The following is a 14,913-nucleotide window of genomic DNA, read 5'->3' as shown; positions in this document are numbered from 1 at the left end:
TACATATTGCCCCGGTAAGAGCATAAAATACTGTATGCATACTTCCTGCACGCAGGTGAAGATAATCAGAGATGATAAAATTGTATAGCATTCCCTCCAAAAACCTTCTCCCTGTCTTCCTCCCCATAGTTTTCCATATATTTTTCCAGCAAACTTTTCCATTGCACATACATACCCGAAACCAAAATTACCGGCCAATCGCTCCCAAACATCAGCCTGCCGGTACCAAAAGCTTCAAATACCACATCAAGATAAGGATAAAAATCACCGGCGCTCCATGCTTTCCAGTTGGCTTCGGTAAACAGGCCAGACAGTTTGCAATATGTATTGGGATGACGGGCGATTTCCCTCATCAGCCTGGCCCATTCATCAATTTCCTTATGCCTGATATCCGGTTTGGCGCAATGGTCAATAACCATTGGCTGATCGGGAAACAGCGAAACAAATTCCAATGCAGGTTTTAACTGGTAGTGATAGATCAGTATATCATATGTATAATTAAAAGCCTTCAGCGCTTTTACGCCCCGCTGAAAATCCTTCCGCAACAAAAAATCATTGGGTTCTCCCTGCACAATATGCCGGTACCCTTTTATGGCGGTGTATTCCGAAAAATGCTGCAATCTTTCCTCTACATTATCAGCCCGCAGATCAACCCATCCCACCACACCTTTTATGAACGGATGCGTTTTTGCCAGTTCGCATAAGAACCGGGTTTCTATTTCCGACTGGTCGGCCTGCACAGCAACACACCCGTCTACATCATTCCGCCTTAAGGTAGATTCAATTGTTTGCGGAATATAATCCTGCTGCAGCACTTTCATATCATCCATCCAGCCATCCCGTTTCCTGTCGTATTTCCAAAAATGAACGTGTGTGTCTATGCAAGTCATAAAGTAGTAAGTTATTAGTGGTAAGTGGTAAGTCGTTATCAAACAAGTTTGACTAAATTCATTTTGCTTCCATTTTAGGTATTATTGATTTGGATAAGCCTACAATAATTCTCGTTACTTCCTCACAAAAGAATAGCAAATGATTCTTTTTTGACACTTCAATGTGCTTTAACCGCTCTGCTAAATAACACATAGATTTTACTTCATTACAGAAGTTTCTGGCTATTCCCAAAAACCTCATAAATTCTCTTTTACTTTTGGAATCAAAACCTTCTGCTATATTGTTTGATACAGATACCGCTGCTGATTGTATCTGATTTCTAAAAGCAAAATCTCTCGTCTGTTCAAATGCGCTGTAAATTTCCACCGTCAGATCCCGCGCCTTTTGCCAGGCTATCAGGTCTTCAAATTTAACAACTTTCATAACAGGTATTTTTTAGGTTAACATTACGCTGTTAAAAATGTGTTCTACCGTCACAATGTACACCTCACTTACAACTTACCACTTATCACTTACTACTTACCACTATTTGATATACCCCCAAAACTGTTCTGCCAAAAACCTGTTGCCCTCATCATTCATGTGTACGCCATCCGTTGTAAGGATGCCTGAATTTTTATCTTCCGGATTATGGCTGTTGATGTAGTCAATAATATTTTTATGCAGATCAATCAACTCAACCTTTTTGTTTTTAGCGATCCGGCGTACGATCTCCGAATATTTATTCAGGTCACCGTCCAGTTCATTAACATACCCTTTCTTTTCTCCCACAACAGTAGGTGTGCAAATCACCACTGTAGCGCCGGTGGCCTGAATTTTATCAATGATCTTATTATAAAACCGCTCAAACTTATCGGGGTCTGTGCCGGTTCCAAAGCTTCTTTTATGCCATACGTCATTTATGCCTACATATATAAATATAAGGTCGGGCTTTTTAGACAGCACATCCTCTTCCAGCCTTAAATAAAGATCATATATTTTATTACCGCCAATACCCGCGCCAATAAGATCGAAAGCCTTATCCTTACCGTCTTTCACCAGCATCTGCTGCAACAGGGTGATATACCCGTTGGGCGCAACACCTGCCTGGGTAATGGAATCACCAAAAAAAATGACTTTCTTTTTTTGCATAACAGTAAAAGCGGATAAAAAACCGATAGAAGCAATAAACGTAAAGTATGCAATGAAACGGTTCATATAGTTGTTTTATAAATGGATATTATTGTAGTTCGAATATCTTTTCCATCATAACCCATTTTTCCCCGGGTTTGGCCCAGGGAAGCGATTGCTGGAAGCTCCACATAAAATTTTCCCATTCCTGCACTTTTGGATTACCGGCATCTGAGCGGCTCTTTTTTTCAAAAGAGAAATCATCATTTACTTCCATGATCATGAACAGCCTGTTGCCGGTAAGATAGATATCCATAACCGTAATGCCATCGGCCTTTATCCTTTCCCGGATCTCCGGCCATATGTTCTGGTGTATCTTTTTATACTCCGCAATAACAGCAGGGTCGTCTTTCAGATCCACGGCAAGGCAATATCGTTTCATTTTTGAATTTTTTTATCTCAAAAAGATCAGCGGGCGGTTATCTGCTCCAGGCAACCAGGGTTTGTTTTGCCTGACCCAGTCCGTCAATACCCAGCTCAACCACATCGCCGGCATTCAGGTAAACGGGCGCCGGCTTCTGTCCTAACCCCACTCCTGCAGGTGTGCCCGTAGTAATAATATCGCCGGGCAGCAGGGTCATAAATTCACTGAGGTAAGCAATTAAAAAAGGAATTTTGAAGATCAGGTTTTTACTATTGCCGTCCTGCATGGTTTTACCGTTAACGGTTAGCCATAAACGAAGATCATTGATATCGCTGATTTCATCGGGCGTTACCAGCCAGGGCCCGATGGGAGCAAAGGTATCGCAGCTTTTACCCTTCACCCACTGCCCGCTTCTTTCTAATTGAAAAGCTCTTTCACTGTAATCGTTGTGAAGCATGTATCCGGCCACATAATCCATAGCGTCTTTTTCTTCCACATAGGATGCTTTTTTGCCTATAACAACAGCCAGTTCCACCTCCCAATCGGTTTTAGTGCTGTTGCGCGGGATAACCACATCATCATTGGGGCCGGAAACCGCTGACGTGGCTTTAAAGAATATGATGGGCTCAACAGGCAACTGCATATTACTTTCGGCAGCATGATCGGAATAATTCAATCCAATGCAGATCAGCTTGGAAGGGCGGCTCAATGGCGCACCTAATCTTTCTGCATTGTTCACTTCAGGGCAGGAGGACTCGTTTGATTTTAACCATTCGCTTAACCGCCTGATGCCATCTGTTGCAAAAAAATCTTCCGTATAATCTTCTCCAAAAGCGGAAACATCAATGCGTTTGCCGTTCTTCAATTCTATTCCGGGTTTTTCCTGACCGGCCTTTCCAAAGCGAATTAATTTCATAAATCATCTGTTTTTTAGTGGACTAAACTACTTCCATTTTTTGTGCACGCCAAACCATTTTTTGTGCAAACGATTGAAAAGCTAACGGGCATTAGGATTTGGTTTAATTTTAGGTAATTGTAATAACAGGCAACATGAACAATCAATCAGATAATAAAGTCCGGATAGTAACAGCAGCCAGTTTATTTGACGGGCATGATGCAGCCATCAATATCATGCGCCGCATACTGCAAAGTAAAGGCGCGGAAGTTATTCATCTCGGTCACGACCGGTCGGCCCGGGAAATTGCGGAATGCGCCATTGAAGAAGATGTGCAGGGCATTGCCCTTACCAGTTACCAGGGGGGGCATATGGAGTTTTTTAAATACATTAAAGACCTGCTGGATGAAAGCGGCTGCGGCCATATTAAAATTTTCGGTGGCGGTGGCGGTACCATCCTGCCCCAGGAAGCGGAGCAACTGCATCAATATGGCATTACCAGGATATACAGTCCCGATGATGGCAGGAAAATGGGACTGGAAGGCATGATCGAAGACGTGATGGCACATTGCAGCTTCTCCGTTACCGAAGTGCCCCAAAGCCCAACCAAAGCCCTGCCGTTAGGTGAATACAGGGATACGAGGAAGGTGGCGCGAGCGATTACCCTGGCGGAAAAAGGAGAAAGCTATTCCTGCCTGCTGCAGGAAATGAAGCATTCAGCCCCGGCAAACAACATCCCTGTTATTGGCATTACCGGCACCGGTGGCGCCGGAAAATCATCTGTAACCGATGAAATAGTACGCCGTTACCTTGGCGCCTTTACCGATAAAACCATTGCCGTTATTTCGGTTGACCCCAGCAAGAAAAAAACCGGCGGCGCTTTACTGGGAGACAGGATAAGAATGAATTCCGTTTCGGGCCCCCGCGTGTATATGCGTTCCCTGGCCACACGAGAAGACAACACAGCCATCAGCAAGGTAGCCAGAGAAGGCATTGCCATATGTAAGGCCGCGGGGTACGATTGCATTATTCTGGAAACGGCGGGGGTAGGACAAAGTGATATGAGCATTATAGATTACTGCGATGTGAGCATATACATAATGACACCGGAATACGGCGCAGCATCGCAATTAGAAAAAATCAACATGCTGGATTACGCGGACATTATTGCGATCAACAAATTTGATAAAGCGGGTGCGGAAGATGCGTTAAACGACGTAAGAAAGCAATACAAACGCAATCACCTGCTATTTGCAGCAGCTAATGACGAATTACCTGTGCTGGGCATATGTGCCAATACATTTAATGATAAAAGGGTAAACCGGTTTTTTGAATTATTGCTGCAGAAAATAAAAGCAAAAACAGGTGTATCGTGGAACGGTCTGCCAACAGGCATCTCCGGGAATGAGCAGGGAAGACAAGATGCCATTGTTATACCAGCCCGGCGGGTGCGGTACCTTAGTGAGATCAGCGACAGTATACGGACGTATAACAACCAGGTAAAAGAGCAAAGCCATATCGCATCGCAACTATACCAGTTGAACGGTGCGATTCAAATATTAAAAACACTACCTGAAATGAAATAAAGAAGTTCTTAGGCAAAAACAGGCGCTCCAAAAAATAATAACAACTCATGCAATCCATATTACAAAAACAATACGAAGCACTCGAAAAGAAGCTAAGCCCTGAAGTAAAGCAATTACTGGAAGAATGGAAGGAACTGCAAAAAAAATATGAGTCCGATTTTTTTGAATATACCGTACGCGGTAAAGTCATCAAACAGGAAATCAATACAGTGTCGTTAAGCGGAACAAAAATTCCAAAAGTTGTGTTGCCTGCCTACAAAGACTGGGGCGATATTGTGCAATGGCGAATGCAGGAAAATGTGCCCGGTGAATTTCCCTATACTTCCGGGGTGTTTGAGCTGAAACGGCAGGGAGAAGATCCTACAAGGATGTTTGCCGGCGAAGGCGGACCTGAACGCACCAATAAACGTTTCCATTATGTTTCCGCCGGACAGCCGGCAAAGCGGCTTTCTACTGCTTTTGACAGCGTTACATTGTATGGTGAAGACCCGGCATACCGTCCTGATATTTACGGTAAAATTGGTAACGCCGGCGTTAGCATTGCAACGGTAGACGATGCCAAAAAACTGTACAGCGGATTTGACCTGTGCGATCCTTCTACCTCCGTAAGCATGACCATTAATGGCCCGGCCCCGGTGATACTTGCTTTTTTTATGAATGCGGCCATTGACCAGCAATGTGAAAAATGGATTACAGCAAAAGGCTTATGGCAGGAAGTGGAAAAAGCAAGCAAAAAGAAATATGAACATCAGCCGCCCCCCGTATACTATGATCCTTCTTCACCCGAAAGGTTACCGGATGGCAACAACGGGTTAGGATTAAAGTTACTGGGTTTGAGTGGTGACGAGGTATTACCCCGTGAGGTGTATGAAAAGATCAGGGCTGAAGCATTGCAGCAGGTACGCGGCACCGTGCAGGCAGATATACTGAAGGAAGACCAGGCGCAAAATACCTGCATCTTTTCTACAGAGTTTGCCTTAAAGCTGATGGGTGATGTGCAGGCGTATTTCATTGAAAATAAAGTACGCAATTTTTACAGTGTCAGCATCAGCGGGTATCATATTGCAGAAGCCGGAGCCAACCCCGTTACGCAACTGGCTTTTACACTGGCAAACGGGTTTACCTATGTGGAGTATTACCTGAGCCGCGGTATGCATATTGATGATTTTGCGCCCAATCTTTCTTTTTTCTTTAGTAATGGTATGGACCCCGAATACAGCGTTATAGGCAGGGTAGCAAGAAGAATATGGGCCAAGGCCATAAAATATATTTACCATGGCAATGAACGTTCACAAAAATTAAAATATCATATCCAAACCAGCGGGCGAAGTCTGCATGCGCAGGAGATTGACTTTAACGATATACGCACCACGTTACAGGCTCTATATGCCATTTACGACAATTGCAATTCACTGCATACCAATGCATACGATGAAGCCATTACCACACCTACTGAAGAAAGTGTGCGGAGAGCCATGGCCATACAGCTTATTATTAACCGCGAACTGGGCTCGGCTAAAACGGAAAACTTTATACAGGGAAGCTTTGCTATTGAAGCATTAACCAACCTGGTAGAAAATGCAGTGCTTGCAGAATTTGACCGTATATCGGACAGGGGCGGTGTGCTGGGCGCCATGGAAAGAATGTACCAGCGCAATAAAATACAGGAAGAGAGTTTATATTACGAAAGCCTCAAACATTCCGGTGAGCTCCCGGTTGTTGGTGTAAATACCTTTTTAAATAAGAAAGGCAGCCCCACCCTGGTACCCGGTGAAGTGATCCGCAGCACCAAAGAAGAAAAAGAGCAGCAGATCGAAAATACCAGGGCATTCCAAAAACGAAATGAAGAGGTAGTGGCTGAAAAATTAGAAGCGCTCAAAACAGCCGCAGGCAATAACGAAAACCTGTTTGCTGTACTGATGGATACCGTTAAGCATTGCAGCCTCGGGCAAATTACCCATGCGCTATTTGAAGTAGGTGGCCAATACAGGAGAAATATGTAATAGGATAATCCTTAAATAATTTGACTATCAGGCGCCTGTAAATTGTTTTTGATTTTGTTTTCCCCGGCTTATCAGAATGTACAAACAAGGTGTATTCATCCCGTGGTTAACGTTTACTACCTGATACCTAACAGCCACACAAGCCTGTATTATTTGTATTTTTAGTGTTTCATATATTCCTGTTATGCTCAACGCAAAAATATTTCTCCCGGCTATACTATTATTATTTTTTCCTTTCCTGCTTCCGGCGCAGCGCCTGTTACCTTACAAAAACCCGGCACTTCCTGCGGCGGAAAGGGTTCAGGACCTGCTGCAAAGAATGACCATTGAAGAAAAATTCTGGCAATTGTTTATGATACCCGGGAACATAGATGATACCCTTCCCGGACAGTATAAAAACGGCATTTTCGGATTCCAGGTAAATGCCGGTTCAAAAGATGGTAATGCCGTGCAGCAATTGCTCACCTACAGCGCATCGGAAAACGCATTATCGCTGGCAAGAAAGATCAACGGTATTCAACACTATTTTGTTGAAAAAACAAGGCTGGGCATCCCCGTCATCGCTTTTGATGAGGCGCTGCACGGATTGGTGCGCGATGGCGCTACTGCTTTTCCTCAGGCCATTGCCCTGGCTGCCACATTTGATACAGCACTGATGAGCCGTGTTGCCCATGCTATTGCAACGGAAACAAAAATGCGCGGCATACGGCAAATCCTTTCGCCCGTTGTAAATATTGCCGGTGATGTACGCTGGGGCCGTACTGAGGAAACCTACGGTGAAGACCCTTTTCTGAGCAGCGAAATGGGTGTGGCTTTTGTAAGCGCTTTCGAAAAGATGGATATCATTACCACTCCCAAACATTTTGTTGCCAACGTGGGCGATGGCGGCCGCGACAGCTATCCCATTCATTTCAATGAACGCCTGCTGGAAGAAATTTACCTCCCGCCCTTTAGGGCCTGCATTGAACGCGGAGGATCGCGCTCCGTAATGACCGCCTACAATTCATTAGATGGTACTGCCAGCAGCGCGAACGACTGGCTGCTGAATAAAACCCTTAAAGATAAATGGGGCTTTAAAGGTTTTGTGATCTCCGATGCCGGCGCTACGGGAGGAACCGTAGTGCTGCATAATACGGCGAAGGATTATCCCGAATCGGCACAGCAATCCATTACCGGGGGACTTGATGTTATTTTTCAAACTGCTTATGACCACTATAAACTTTTTATTCCTCCTTTTTTAGATGGCGGAATAGATATGAAAAGAATAGACGATGCCGTGTCGAGGGTATTGCTCGCCAAATTTGAGCTGGGTTTATTTGAGCAACCTTACGTTGCAGAAACGGCGATCGTAAAATCATTAGCCACGCACAAAGCGTTAGCCCGCGAAGCGGCGGCAAAATCCATTGTGCTCCTGAAAAATGATAAGCATCTTTTACCACTTTCAAAAAACCTCCGCTCTATAGCAGTTATAGGGGAAGATGCCGTAGCGGCCAGGCTGGGCGGATACAGCGGGCCGGGGAATAACAAGGTTTCCATTTTGGACGGTATCCGCCAGAAAACCGGGGAAAATATACAGGTATCTTATGTGCCCGGCCCCGGAAGGGAAACAAAAGCATGGACGGTTGTCCCTCCAAAATATCTTCATCATATTGAGAACGGCAAAACAGTGGCGGGGATGCAGGGCAGTTACTTTAACAATATCAGCCTTAGCGGGGAACCGGCCCTTACCAGAACAGATGCTGCCATTAATTTTTCATGGACGTTATTTACACCCGGCACGGCCATTACCGAACAGTTTTATTCTGTTAGATGGGCAGGAACACTAAAAGCACCTGTATCCGGTAAATACAAAATAGGACTGGAAGGCAATGATGGTTATCGTTTATACATTAACGGCAGCCTCATTGTTGATAACTGGACCAAACGCAGCTATAATACTTTACTGTCTGATTTTACTTTTGAAAAAGATAAAGCGTATACACTCAGGGTTGAATTTTTTGAGCCTGTGGGCAATGCGCATATAAAGCTGGTATGGAATGCAGAAATAACTACGGATCAGGACGCCCAAATACAGGAAGCCGTTGCCGCCGCGCGCAGGTCGGACATAGCGGTAATAGTAGCGGGTATACATGAAGGTGAGTTCCAGGACAGGGCTATGCTTTCACTGCCGGGACGCCAGGAAGAGCTGATTCAGCAGGTAGCCGCTACCGGTAAGCCGGTGGTGGTGGTATTAGTGGGTGGCAGCGCGGTTACCATGCGCAACTGGTTAGATAAGGTACACAGTGTGCTGGATGTTTGGTATCCTGGTGAAGAAGGCGGGCATGCTGTTGCGGATGTTTTATTCGGCGATTATAACCCTGCGGGCCGCCTGCCTGTAACCTTTCCGGTGCATGAAGCGCAGTTGCCATTGGTATACAATCACAAACCCACCGGGCGGGGAGATGATTATAATAATTTAAGCGGGCTGCCCCTGTTCCCGTTCGGGTATGGATTAAGCTACACAACATTTGAATACAGCAATCCCGAGTTCAGTAAAAGAACAATGGCGCCTGGTGAAACCACCACGGTAAAATGCATGATAAAAAATACAGGGAAAGCAGATGGTGATGAGGTTGTTCAGTTATACATTACAGATAAGCTTGCATCGGTAGCCAGGCCCGTGATGGAATTAAAGGGATTTCAGCGTGTGTGGCTCAAAGCAGGCGAAAGCAGGCAAATTACATTTACGATTACACCTGAAATGCTGAGCATGCTGAACGCAGAAATGGAAACAGTAGTAGAACCCGGGGAGTTTACGATCATGATCGGGGCATCGTCGACGGATATACGGTTGAAGGAGGTGCTGGAAGTAAAATGAGTACAGCGGGTAGAAACATATTCCGCGGAGAATAAGGTTTTGCATTAAATACCATACTTTTCTACATAGCAGTCTGCAAATTTCGTATTTCATATGTTCTTCCTGGACCCTGTCCCGTAAAATATTTATTTTGTCGCGATGGTATTCACTACAGGAATATTGTGTATGGGATGAGCGCGGGCGAATATAGAACGCCAGGGTCTTGATTTTCCCGAAATGGCTTTTTGTGAGGATTCCGGCGTGACTAAAAAGGTTTCTTTTTTGGGGAAAGATATTGCGCGATTTTGTATAAGAATGACAACTCTTTTCATGTATATTTACTTTTAAAAGTTCACTTATGAAACCCCTGACCTTTCAGATGATTGCCTTGCTGACGGGCTTTATTGCCATATCTGCCTTTGGACAAAACAATAACAAAAAAGGATATGTCGTTGAAAATAACGGAGATACACTTCGGGGATGGATAAATTATAAAAACTGGAGAAAAAACCCGCAACAAATTCTTTTTAAAAAAGACTCCCTCACTGACAACGTGGCTAAGTTTGGCCCCGATGACATAATATGTTTTGAAATCACAGGGTTTGACAAGTATATAAAGGCGATCGTTGAAAAAGATATTCGCCCTGTTGACCAGAACCAGCTTGTGGAGGGAACAGAAAACATGACCATTACTGACACTGTTTTTTTGCGTCAAATTGTATCAGGGAGCACAATTGATTTGTACGAATTGATTGACACCAAACCTCACTATTTTATTAAGGAGGCTGCCGGGCCCTTTAAGGAACTGAGTTATAAGGTTTTTATCAACGAACGAAGTAATATTGCAAACCAAAAAAATTACATCAACCAATTAAGAGCGGTGGCGGGCAATAAAGAAATGCCATCTTCTCTGGAAACTAAAATTAATACTGCTGGTTATAAAGAGCAAGACTTAAAGGAGGTGGTAGCGGCAATTAACAAGCTGAACGGCTCGGTGTATTACAGCACTGGAAGTACGAGTGGTAGCAGAATAAAAGCAGCTCTTTTTGCAGGCATAGGAGGAGGGTATTCCTCATTGCGATTTAAAGGGGAACAGTTTTACATGGAAAAAATGAGTTATTCCGGGGGCTTTTCGCCTTATTTTTCTGTTGGAATGGATCTTGTGGAACAAAGAAACCTCCAGGCTTTATTTATCAGGATAGAGCTATCCTATTATTCTACGAGTTATACAGGAGAGGGAGCCACAGCCTCAAACCTGACAGATACTTCAAATGTTATTTTGAAATACCAGTTGAAGCAACAAAACATCTCTCCATCACTTTCGGTACTTTATAGTTTTATAAATAAAGAAAGTTACAAAATATATGCAGGCGCTGGTGTAGCGTATAATTTTTCATCATACTCCGAAAACAAATTCACTACTATAAAACCGGGGAATAAATCAAAGGAATTGGAAAACTATATTGTTCCTTCCAAACACTGGGTGAGCATGAATGCTACATTAGGAATGCGAATTACAAAGCATTGGGATGCAGCGGTGAAAGCAGACCTTTATGGCTCCTTCACAAACTACCCAACTTTCTCGTTAAATCCCAATACATACACAGCTCAGTTGCGCTGGTTTTTCTTGTAAAATAAATCATTCAGCGTCCTAAGCCTTTTATTGACAATGATGTAAGCCCGGATCAAAATTTGGTTTATATCTTTTCTGCGGGAGGTTGTTAGGAAGCTCAATCGTAATTTCATTGTCCCGGTTTAGCTGGACCGTGTTTTTTTCCATCGGAAACGATCTTCTCCGGCTGGAGCTATTCATCAAAAGTAAGTACGATCTTATTGCCTGATAAGCCTCCGGCGAATGCAGAGCGCCAGAGCTATGGTTTGTTCACAATGGCTTTCTATGAAAACCCCGGCACGACTAAAACGATTATTTTGTTGTATTGGTTAAAACAAGAAGCTGCGGGAAAGATGTTGTTCCTTTATCAATAAGCTTGCTTAACTCTCCTACCGTATGAAAATAGGAGCCTAATACAATGTCTGTATCACCATCATGGTCAAAATCCGCCGCTTCCATTGTTAACCATTTACCCGAAGCCGCTTCTATGGGAGAAGAAGGGTGAAAATTTAAATTTCCCTGGTTGGAAAAATAAACAAATCCATTCTCGGGATGCTCCAGGTCAGCATAAAACGCGATGGCTGCAATATCCAAATCACCGTCATTATCAAAATCGGCAGCTACGGCTTTAGACGTTCCGTACAATGGATAGAACCAGGCTTCTTTGAAATTATCTTTACCATCATTCAGGTATATCCGAAGGCCATGATAGTTCTTATTTACAGCCGAATAATCCCAGTTATCGCCATTGGTAAGTAAAATATCGGGATGCCCGTCTTTATTAAAATCCGCCAGTTCAAAATAGCTCGCCCCAAATACCGGTGAAAACTGCAGGAGCTTTTTTTCTTCGAATCCGCCATTCCCCAGATTATAAAACAGGGAAATACCTTCCCATGCCTGCGACATGAGCACCATAATATCAGGTTTGCCATCTCCGTTAAAATCTCTAACCTCTGCCTTCCTGGCGCCGGGAAGGCTTTTTATAATATTTTCTTTTGGCGCCTGAAAATCATCGTACCAGGCCAGCTTCCCGGCGTTATTTCCAAAATGGCAGATCACTGCATCTTCCTTGCCATCCATATTCAGATCAGCGCGTGCAAACTGAACCGGCCTGTATAAATGGTCAATGTTAATTTCAGGCAGCGGCGTCGTAAAGCTCGTATCAAACGACAGGAGGCGTCCTAACGGCTGATCCGACGGACCAAAGCTCCCAATCGTAAGCAGTAAGGGTGCCGCCCCTTTCCTGAAGCTGATATCAACGGGAGCACTCTCCGTATTCCAGGCCGATTTAAAGTTAAAGTGATTATCCAGGATGTATAATTTATGCTGGCCGTCTCCTATATATATTTCATCCGATGCGCTGTTAAATTTGAGCATGGTTGTTTTGGGGAGCGGCTTATCATCGAAGCTGATCTGCTTTGATAAGAATAAAGTGCAGGTATCCGAAATGGGATCATGTTTCTTTTGTGGCAATGGCGCTTCAGGCGCTTCGCTTTCAAAATATTGTACAATTTGATCCCAGTCTTTTTTGGTAATTAACGGTGTGCCTGGATATACATTCAATTTGCGCATGGTGGGCTGCTCTTCCGGAACCAAATCGGCATACGGGTCTTTGCCTGTTTCGTTTATGCCGAGCCGTAGCCCCATATTAGGCAACACGCGGTCAATCCACGTTTTTTTATCCAATAAAGAAGGATCGGGGAAAAGGTGGCACATCCCGCAGTATTGTAAGGCTAACTGTTTGCCGGGTGCAATAGAATCTACATTTGCAGTTTCTATTAAGCGTTTTGAAATAACCCCGGATATGTTTTCTGTTACTCCGGTGCATACAACAAATACAAATATTAAAGAAGCAATAATCCAACCGGCTTTAATAACAGGCATGCTACAAACATTTTAATACGGGTATACAAAAGTAAAGAGGCAGATGGTGACCTGCCTCTTTACTTATATCTTTTTTATATTTCCTTTCTGCCTGAAATTACTTTACATTCCAAAACACTTTGGTTGTAACATTATCTTTGGAAGCAACAGCTTCATAGTTTCTTGTGTTTAATATCCTCTCTGTTGAAGGATAGAGCAACCTTAGAGGCGGATTGGGAGATAATGTAGAACTGGCATCGTTGGGGAAGTTAAGCTCAGGATATTTTGTTCTCTTATATTCTGCCCAGGCCTGATTAGCCTGCATGATCCCAAAATCAATCCATTTTTGCGTGCCAATCTTTTTTAGATTTTCTGCCTGGTCTGCACCATACGCTACCAGCGGATCAGCAAGGAAAGTATTCACAACTGATTGCGTTGGAGGCGTTTCATGAGCGCCCCAGGAATCATTCAGATGGTTGAGATAATAATAGAAATCAATGGACTGGGTTATACCCTGTTCATACGCCGTTTTAGCATTACCTCCTCCCCATCTCTCATAGGCTTCTGCTTTAATAAAGCTCACTTCAGAAGCAGTTAAAATAATACCTGGAAAATTCCTGTTCTTGATAAAGGTTACAGAATCATATCTTGAATAATAACCTGCAGTTGTAGAGTCAGTTTGACGGGCACTCGTCCATGTATTAATAACGCCATGATATTCGCCGTTTTTGTTTGCGCTAAATAAAACGGGTAAACGGGGGTCATTAGAAGGATTAAGGATATCTTCTACCATATATCCCGGTGCAAGACTATTGATCCCAAAGCCACTTTCCATATCGCCTGAAACCAAGCTTCCTTCAGCAACAATCTGTATGGTTTCGTCTATATTATCAACTACGGGGTATTGAGTTGGATTGCCAAGAATTTCCTCTGCAATAGCTTTTGATCCGGCTTCGTCTGAATAAGAGGTGCGCATAGCAAGCCGCAGGCGCAGGGAATTACAGTACTTTCTCCATTTTAAAATATTTCCATCATTCACATAGTCACTTTTTTGCAACTGGTTGGTATAAAACGGATCAAGGGAAATAGTTGCCAGGTAATCGGCAATTCGCTTTAAATCCTGTTGAATGAAGCTATACACCTCTTTATCGGTATCATAGCTTGCCAAAATGATGCTTCCGCCGGTAGCATTTAATTGGCCTGAAGTACTAAAAGGAATATCACCCCACATATCCACTATTTGTGCAGTTTGATCATACACAAAGATCCTTGCGATTTCCACAAAAAGCTGGTATCCTGTTTTTTCTGGTGAGCTTTCGTCGTAAGAATTATACTTTTTCTCCAGTTCCCTGTACCGGGCTATGGTACCGGTATAATAGTCATTCCAGCGATCCTGTGTATAGTTAATCGCCTGTTCATAAATTTTAGACCCGTTGCTATATCCTATGGTTTGAGAATAGGCACCCAGCATAGGAATATGAAAAGTATACAGGTTCCAGTATCTCGGCATTACCCTGCCATTATCAAAAATGCCTGCAAATAATCCTTCTACATTTGAATTAACGGTTCTTTCAGGATTATTGTAATTGTCGTCAAAATCCGACTTTGTGCATCCCGTTATCAAAAATACCGGGATGGAAAAAATTAAAATGGCTCTTATAATTTGCTTTTTCATTGTAATCTGATTAATATT

The 14,913-nt window shown here is 43.5% G+C and carries 12 protein-coding genes; 4 read left to right on the top strand and 8 right to left on the bottom strand.

The genetic code is table 11. The features are described 5' to 3' along the window. Positions 1-65: 65 nt before the first annotated feature. The 5 genes from PLE34_RS06080 to PLE34_RS06060 all read right to left on the bottom strand — a co-directional run bounded on the left by PLE34_RS06080 (position 66) and on the right by PLE34_RS06060 (position 3,341). Positions 66-890, bottom strand: coding sequence for an amidohydrolase family protein (locus PLE34_RS06080; protein ID WP_324554956.1), 825 nt, complete (start codon positions 888-890; stop codon positions 66-68). A gap of 58 nt (positions 891-948) precedes the next feature. Next, positions 949-1,314, bottom strand: a complete 366-nt coding sequence (locus tag PLE34_RS06075; RefSeq protein WP_324554954.1) for a four helix bundle protein — start codon at positions 1,312-1,314, stop codon at positions 949-951. Between the two features lie 102 nt (positions 1,315-1,416). After that, entirely contained in the window at positions 1,417-2,088 is a 672-nt protein-coding gene (locus PLE34_RS06070) for an SGNH/GDSL hydrolase family protein (RefSeq protein ID WP_324554952.1), read from the bottom strand. A gap of 22 nt (positions 2,089-2,110) precedes the next feature. Then, a complete protein-coding gene (locus PLE34_RS06065) occupies positions 2,111-2,443 on the bottom strand; it encodes an L-rhamnose mutarotase (RefSeq protein WP_324554950.1) in 333 nt (110 codons plus the stop codon). Positions 2,444-2,480: 37 nt separating this feature from the next. Next, positions 2,481-3,341 carry a fumarylacetoacetate hydrolase family protein gene (locus tag PLE34_RS06060; RefSeq protein ID WP_324554948.1) on the bottom strand — a complete coding sequence of 287 codons (861 nt, stop codon included), beginning with the start codon at positions 3,339-3,341 and terminating at the stop codon, positions 2,481-2,483. A gap of 134 nt (positions 3,342-3,475) precedes the next feature. Between PLE34_RS06060 and PLE34_RS06055 the strand changes: the two genes are divergently transcribed. The 3 genes from PLE34_RS06055 to PLE34_RS06045 all read left to right on the top strand — a co-directional run bounded on the left by PLE34_RS06055 (position 3,476) and on the right by PLE34_RS06045 (position 9,766). Then, positions 3,476-4,906, top strand: coding sequence for a cobalamin-dependent protein (locus tag PLE34_RS06055; RefSeq protein WP_324554946.1), 1,431 nt, complete (start codon positions 3,476-3,478; stop codon positions 4,904-4,906). Between the two features lie 47 nt (positions 4,907-4,953). Further along, positions 4,954-6,909 (top strand): methylmalonyl-CoA mutase family protein, encoded by a 1,956-nt coding sequence (locus tag PLE34_RS06050; protein WP_324554944.1) that lies wholly within the window; start codon positions 4,954-4,956, stop codon positions 6,907-6,909. A 184-nt stretch (positions 6,910-7,093) separates the two neighbouring features. After that, on the top strand, positions 7,094-9,766 hold the full coding sequence (locus PLE34_RS06045; protein WP_324554942.1) for a glycoside hydrolase family 3 protein: 2,673 nt from the start codon (positions 7,094-7,096) through the stop codon (positions 9,764-9,766). 125 nt (positions 9,767-9,891) lie between these two features. Here PLE34_RS06045 and PLE34_RS06040 read toward each other — a convergent pair whose 3' ends face one another. Then, positions 9,892-10,077 carry a hypothetical protein gene (locus PLE34_RS06040; protein ID WP_324554940.1) on the bottom strand — a complete coding sequence of 62 codons (186 nt, stop codon included), beginning with the start codon at positions 10,075-10,077 and terminating at the stop codon, positions 9,892-9,894. Positions 10,078-10,103: 26 nt separating this feature from the next. Between PLE34_RS06040 and PLE34_RS06035 the strand changes: the two genes are divergently transcribed. Continuing rightward, the gene (locus PLE34_RS06035; RefSeq protein WP_324554939.1) at positions 10,104-11,378 is read left to right on the top strand and encodes a hypothetical protein; all 1,275 of its coding nucleotides are present in this window, start codon (positions 10,104-10,106) and stop codon (positions 11,376-11,378) included. Positions 11,379-11,669: 291 nt separating this feature from the next. Here PLE34_RS06035 and PLE34_RS06030 read toward each other — a convergent pair whose 3' ends face one another. Together PLE34_RS06030 and PLE34_RS06025 are read right to left on the bottom strand one after the other, a co-directional pair. After that, positions 11,670-13,241 (bottom strand): FG-GAP repeat domain-containing protein, encoded by a 1,572-nt coding sequence (locus PLE34_RS06030; protein WP_324554937.1) that lies wholly within the window; start codon positions 13,239-13,241, stop codon positions 11,670-11,672. A 97-nt stretch (positions 13,242-13,338) separates the two neighbouring features. After that, the gene (locus PLE34_RS06025; RefSeq protein WP_324554935.1) at positions 13,339-14,895 is read right to left on the bottom strand and encodes a SusD/RagB family nutrient-binding outer membrane lipoprotein; all 1,557 of its coding nucleotides are present in this window, start codon (positions 14,893-14,895) and stop codon (positions 13,339-13,341) included. Positions 14,896-14,913 lie beyond the last annotated feature (18 nt).

The organism is Agriterribacter sp., assembly GCF_035445465.1.
Lineage (GTDB): Bacteria > Bacteroidota > Bacteroidia > Chitinophagales > Chitinophagaceae > Agriterribacter.
Note: the sequence above shows the minus strand (reverse complement) of the source record. Positions and strands in the feature narration are given on the sequence as shown.

Bases quoted from the DNA above. Each gene is read 5' to 3' on its own strand.
- PLE34_RS06075 (WP_324554954.1), bottom strand. From the start codon at position 1,314: ATGAAAGTTGTTAAATTTGAAGACCTGATAGCCTGGCAAAAGGCGCGG.
- PLE34_RS06055 (WP_324554946.1), top strand. From the start codon at position 3,476: ATGAACAATCAATCAGATAATAAAGTCCGGATAGTAACAGCAGCCAGT.
- PLE34_RS06060 (WP_324554948.1), bottom strand. From the start codon at position 3,341: ATGAAATTAATTCGCTTTGGAAAGGCCGGTCAGGAAAAACCCGGAATA.
- PLE34_RS06035 (WP_324554939.1), top strand. From the start codon at position 10,104: ATGAAACCCCTGACCTTTCAGATGATTGCCTTGCTGACGGGCTTTATT.
- PLE34_RS06065 (WP_324554950.1), bottom strand. From the start codon at position 2,443: ATGAAACGATATTGCCTTGCCGTGGATCTGAAAGACGACCCTGCTGTT.
- PLE34_RS06070 (WP_324554952.1), bottom strand. From the start codon at position 2,088: ATGAACCGTTTCATTGCATACTTTACGTTTATTGCTTCTATCGGTTTT.
- PLE34_RS06025 (WP_324554935.1), bottom strand. From the start codon at position 14,895: ATGAAAAAGCAAATTATAAGAGCCATTTTAATTTTTTCCATCCCGGTA.
- PLE34_RS06030 (WP_324554937.1), bottom strand. From the start codon at position 13,241: ATGCCTGTTATTAAAGCCGGTTGGATTATTGCTTCTTTAATATTTGTA.
- PLE34_RS06040 (WP_324554940.1), bottom strand. From the start codon at position 10,077: ATGAAAAGAGTTGTCATTCTTATACAAAATCGCGCAATATCTTTCCCC.
- PLE34_RS06050 (WP_324554944.1), top strand. From the start codon at position 4,954: ATGCAATCCATATTACAAAAACAATACGAAGCACTCGAAAAGAAGCTA.
- PLE34_RS06045 (WP_324554942.1), top strand. From the start codon at position 7,094: ATGCTCAACGCAAAAATATTTCTCCCGGCTATACTATTATTATTTTTT.
- PLE34_RS06080 (WP_324554956.1), bottom strand. From the start codon at position 890: ATGACTTGCATAGACACACACGTTCATTTTTGGAAATACGACAGGAAA.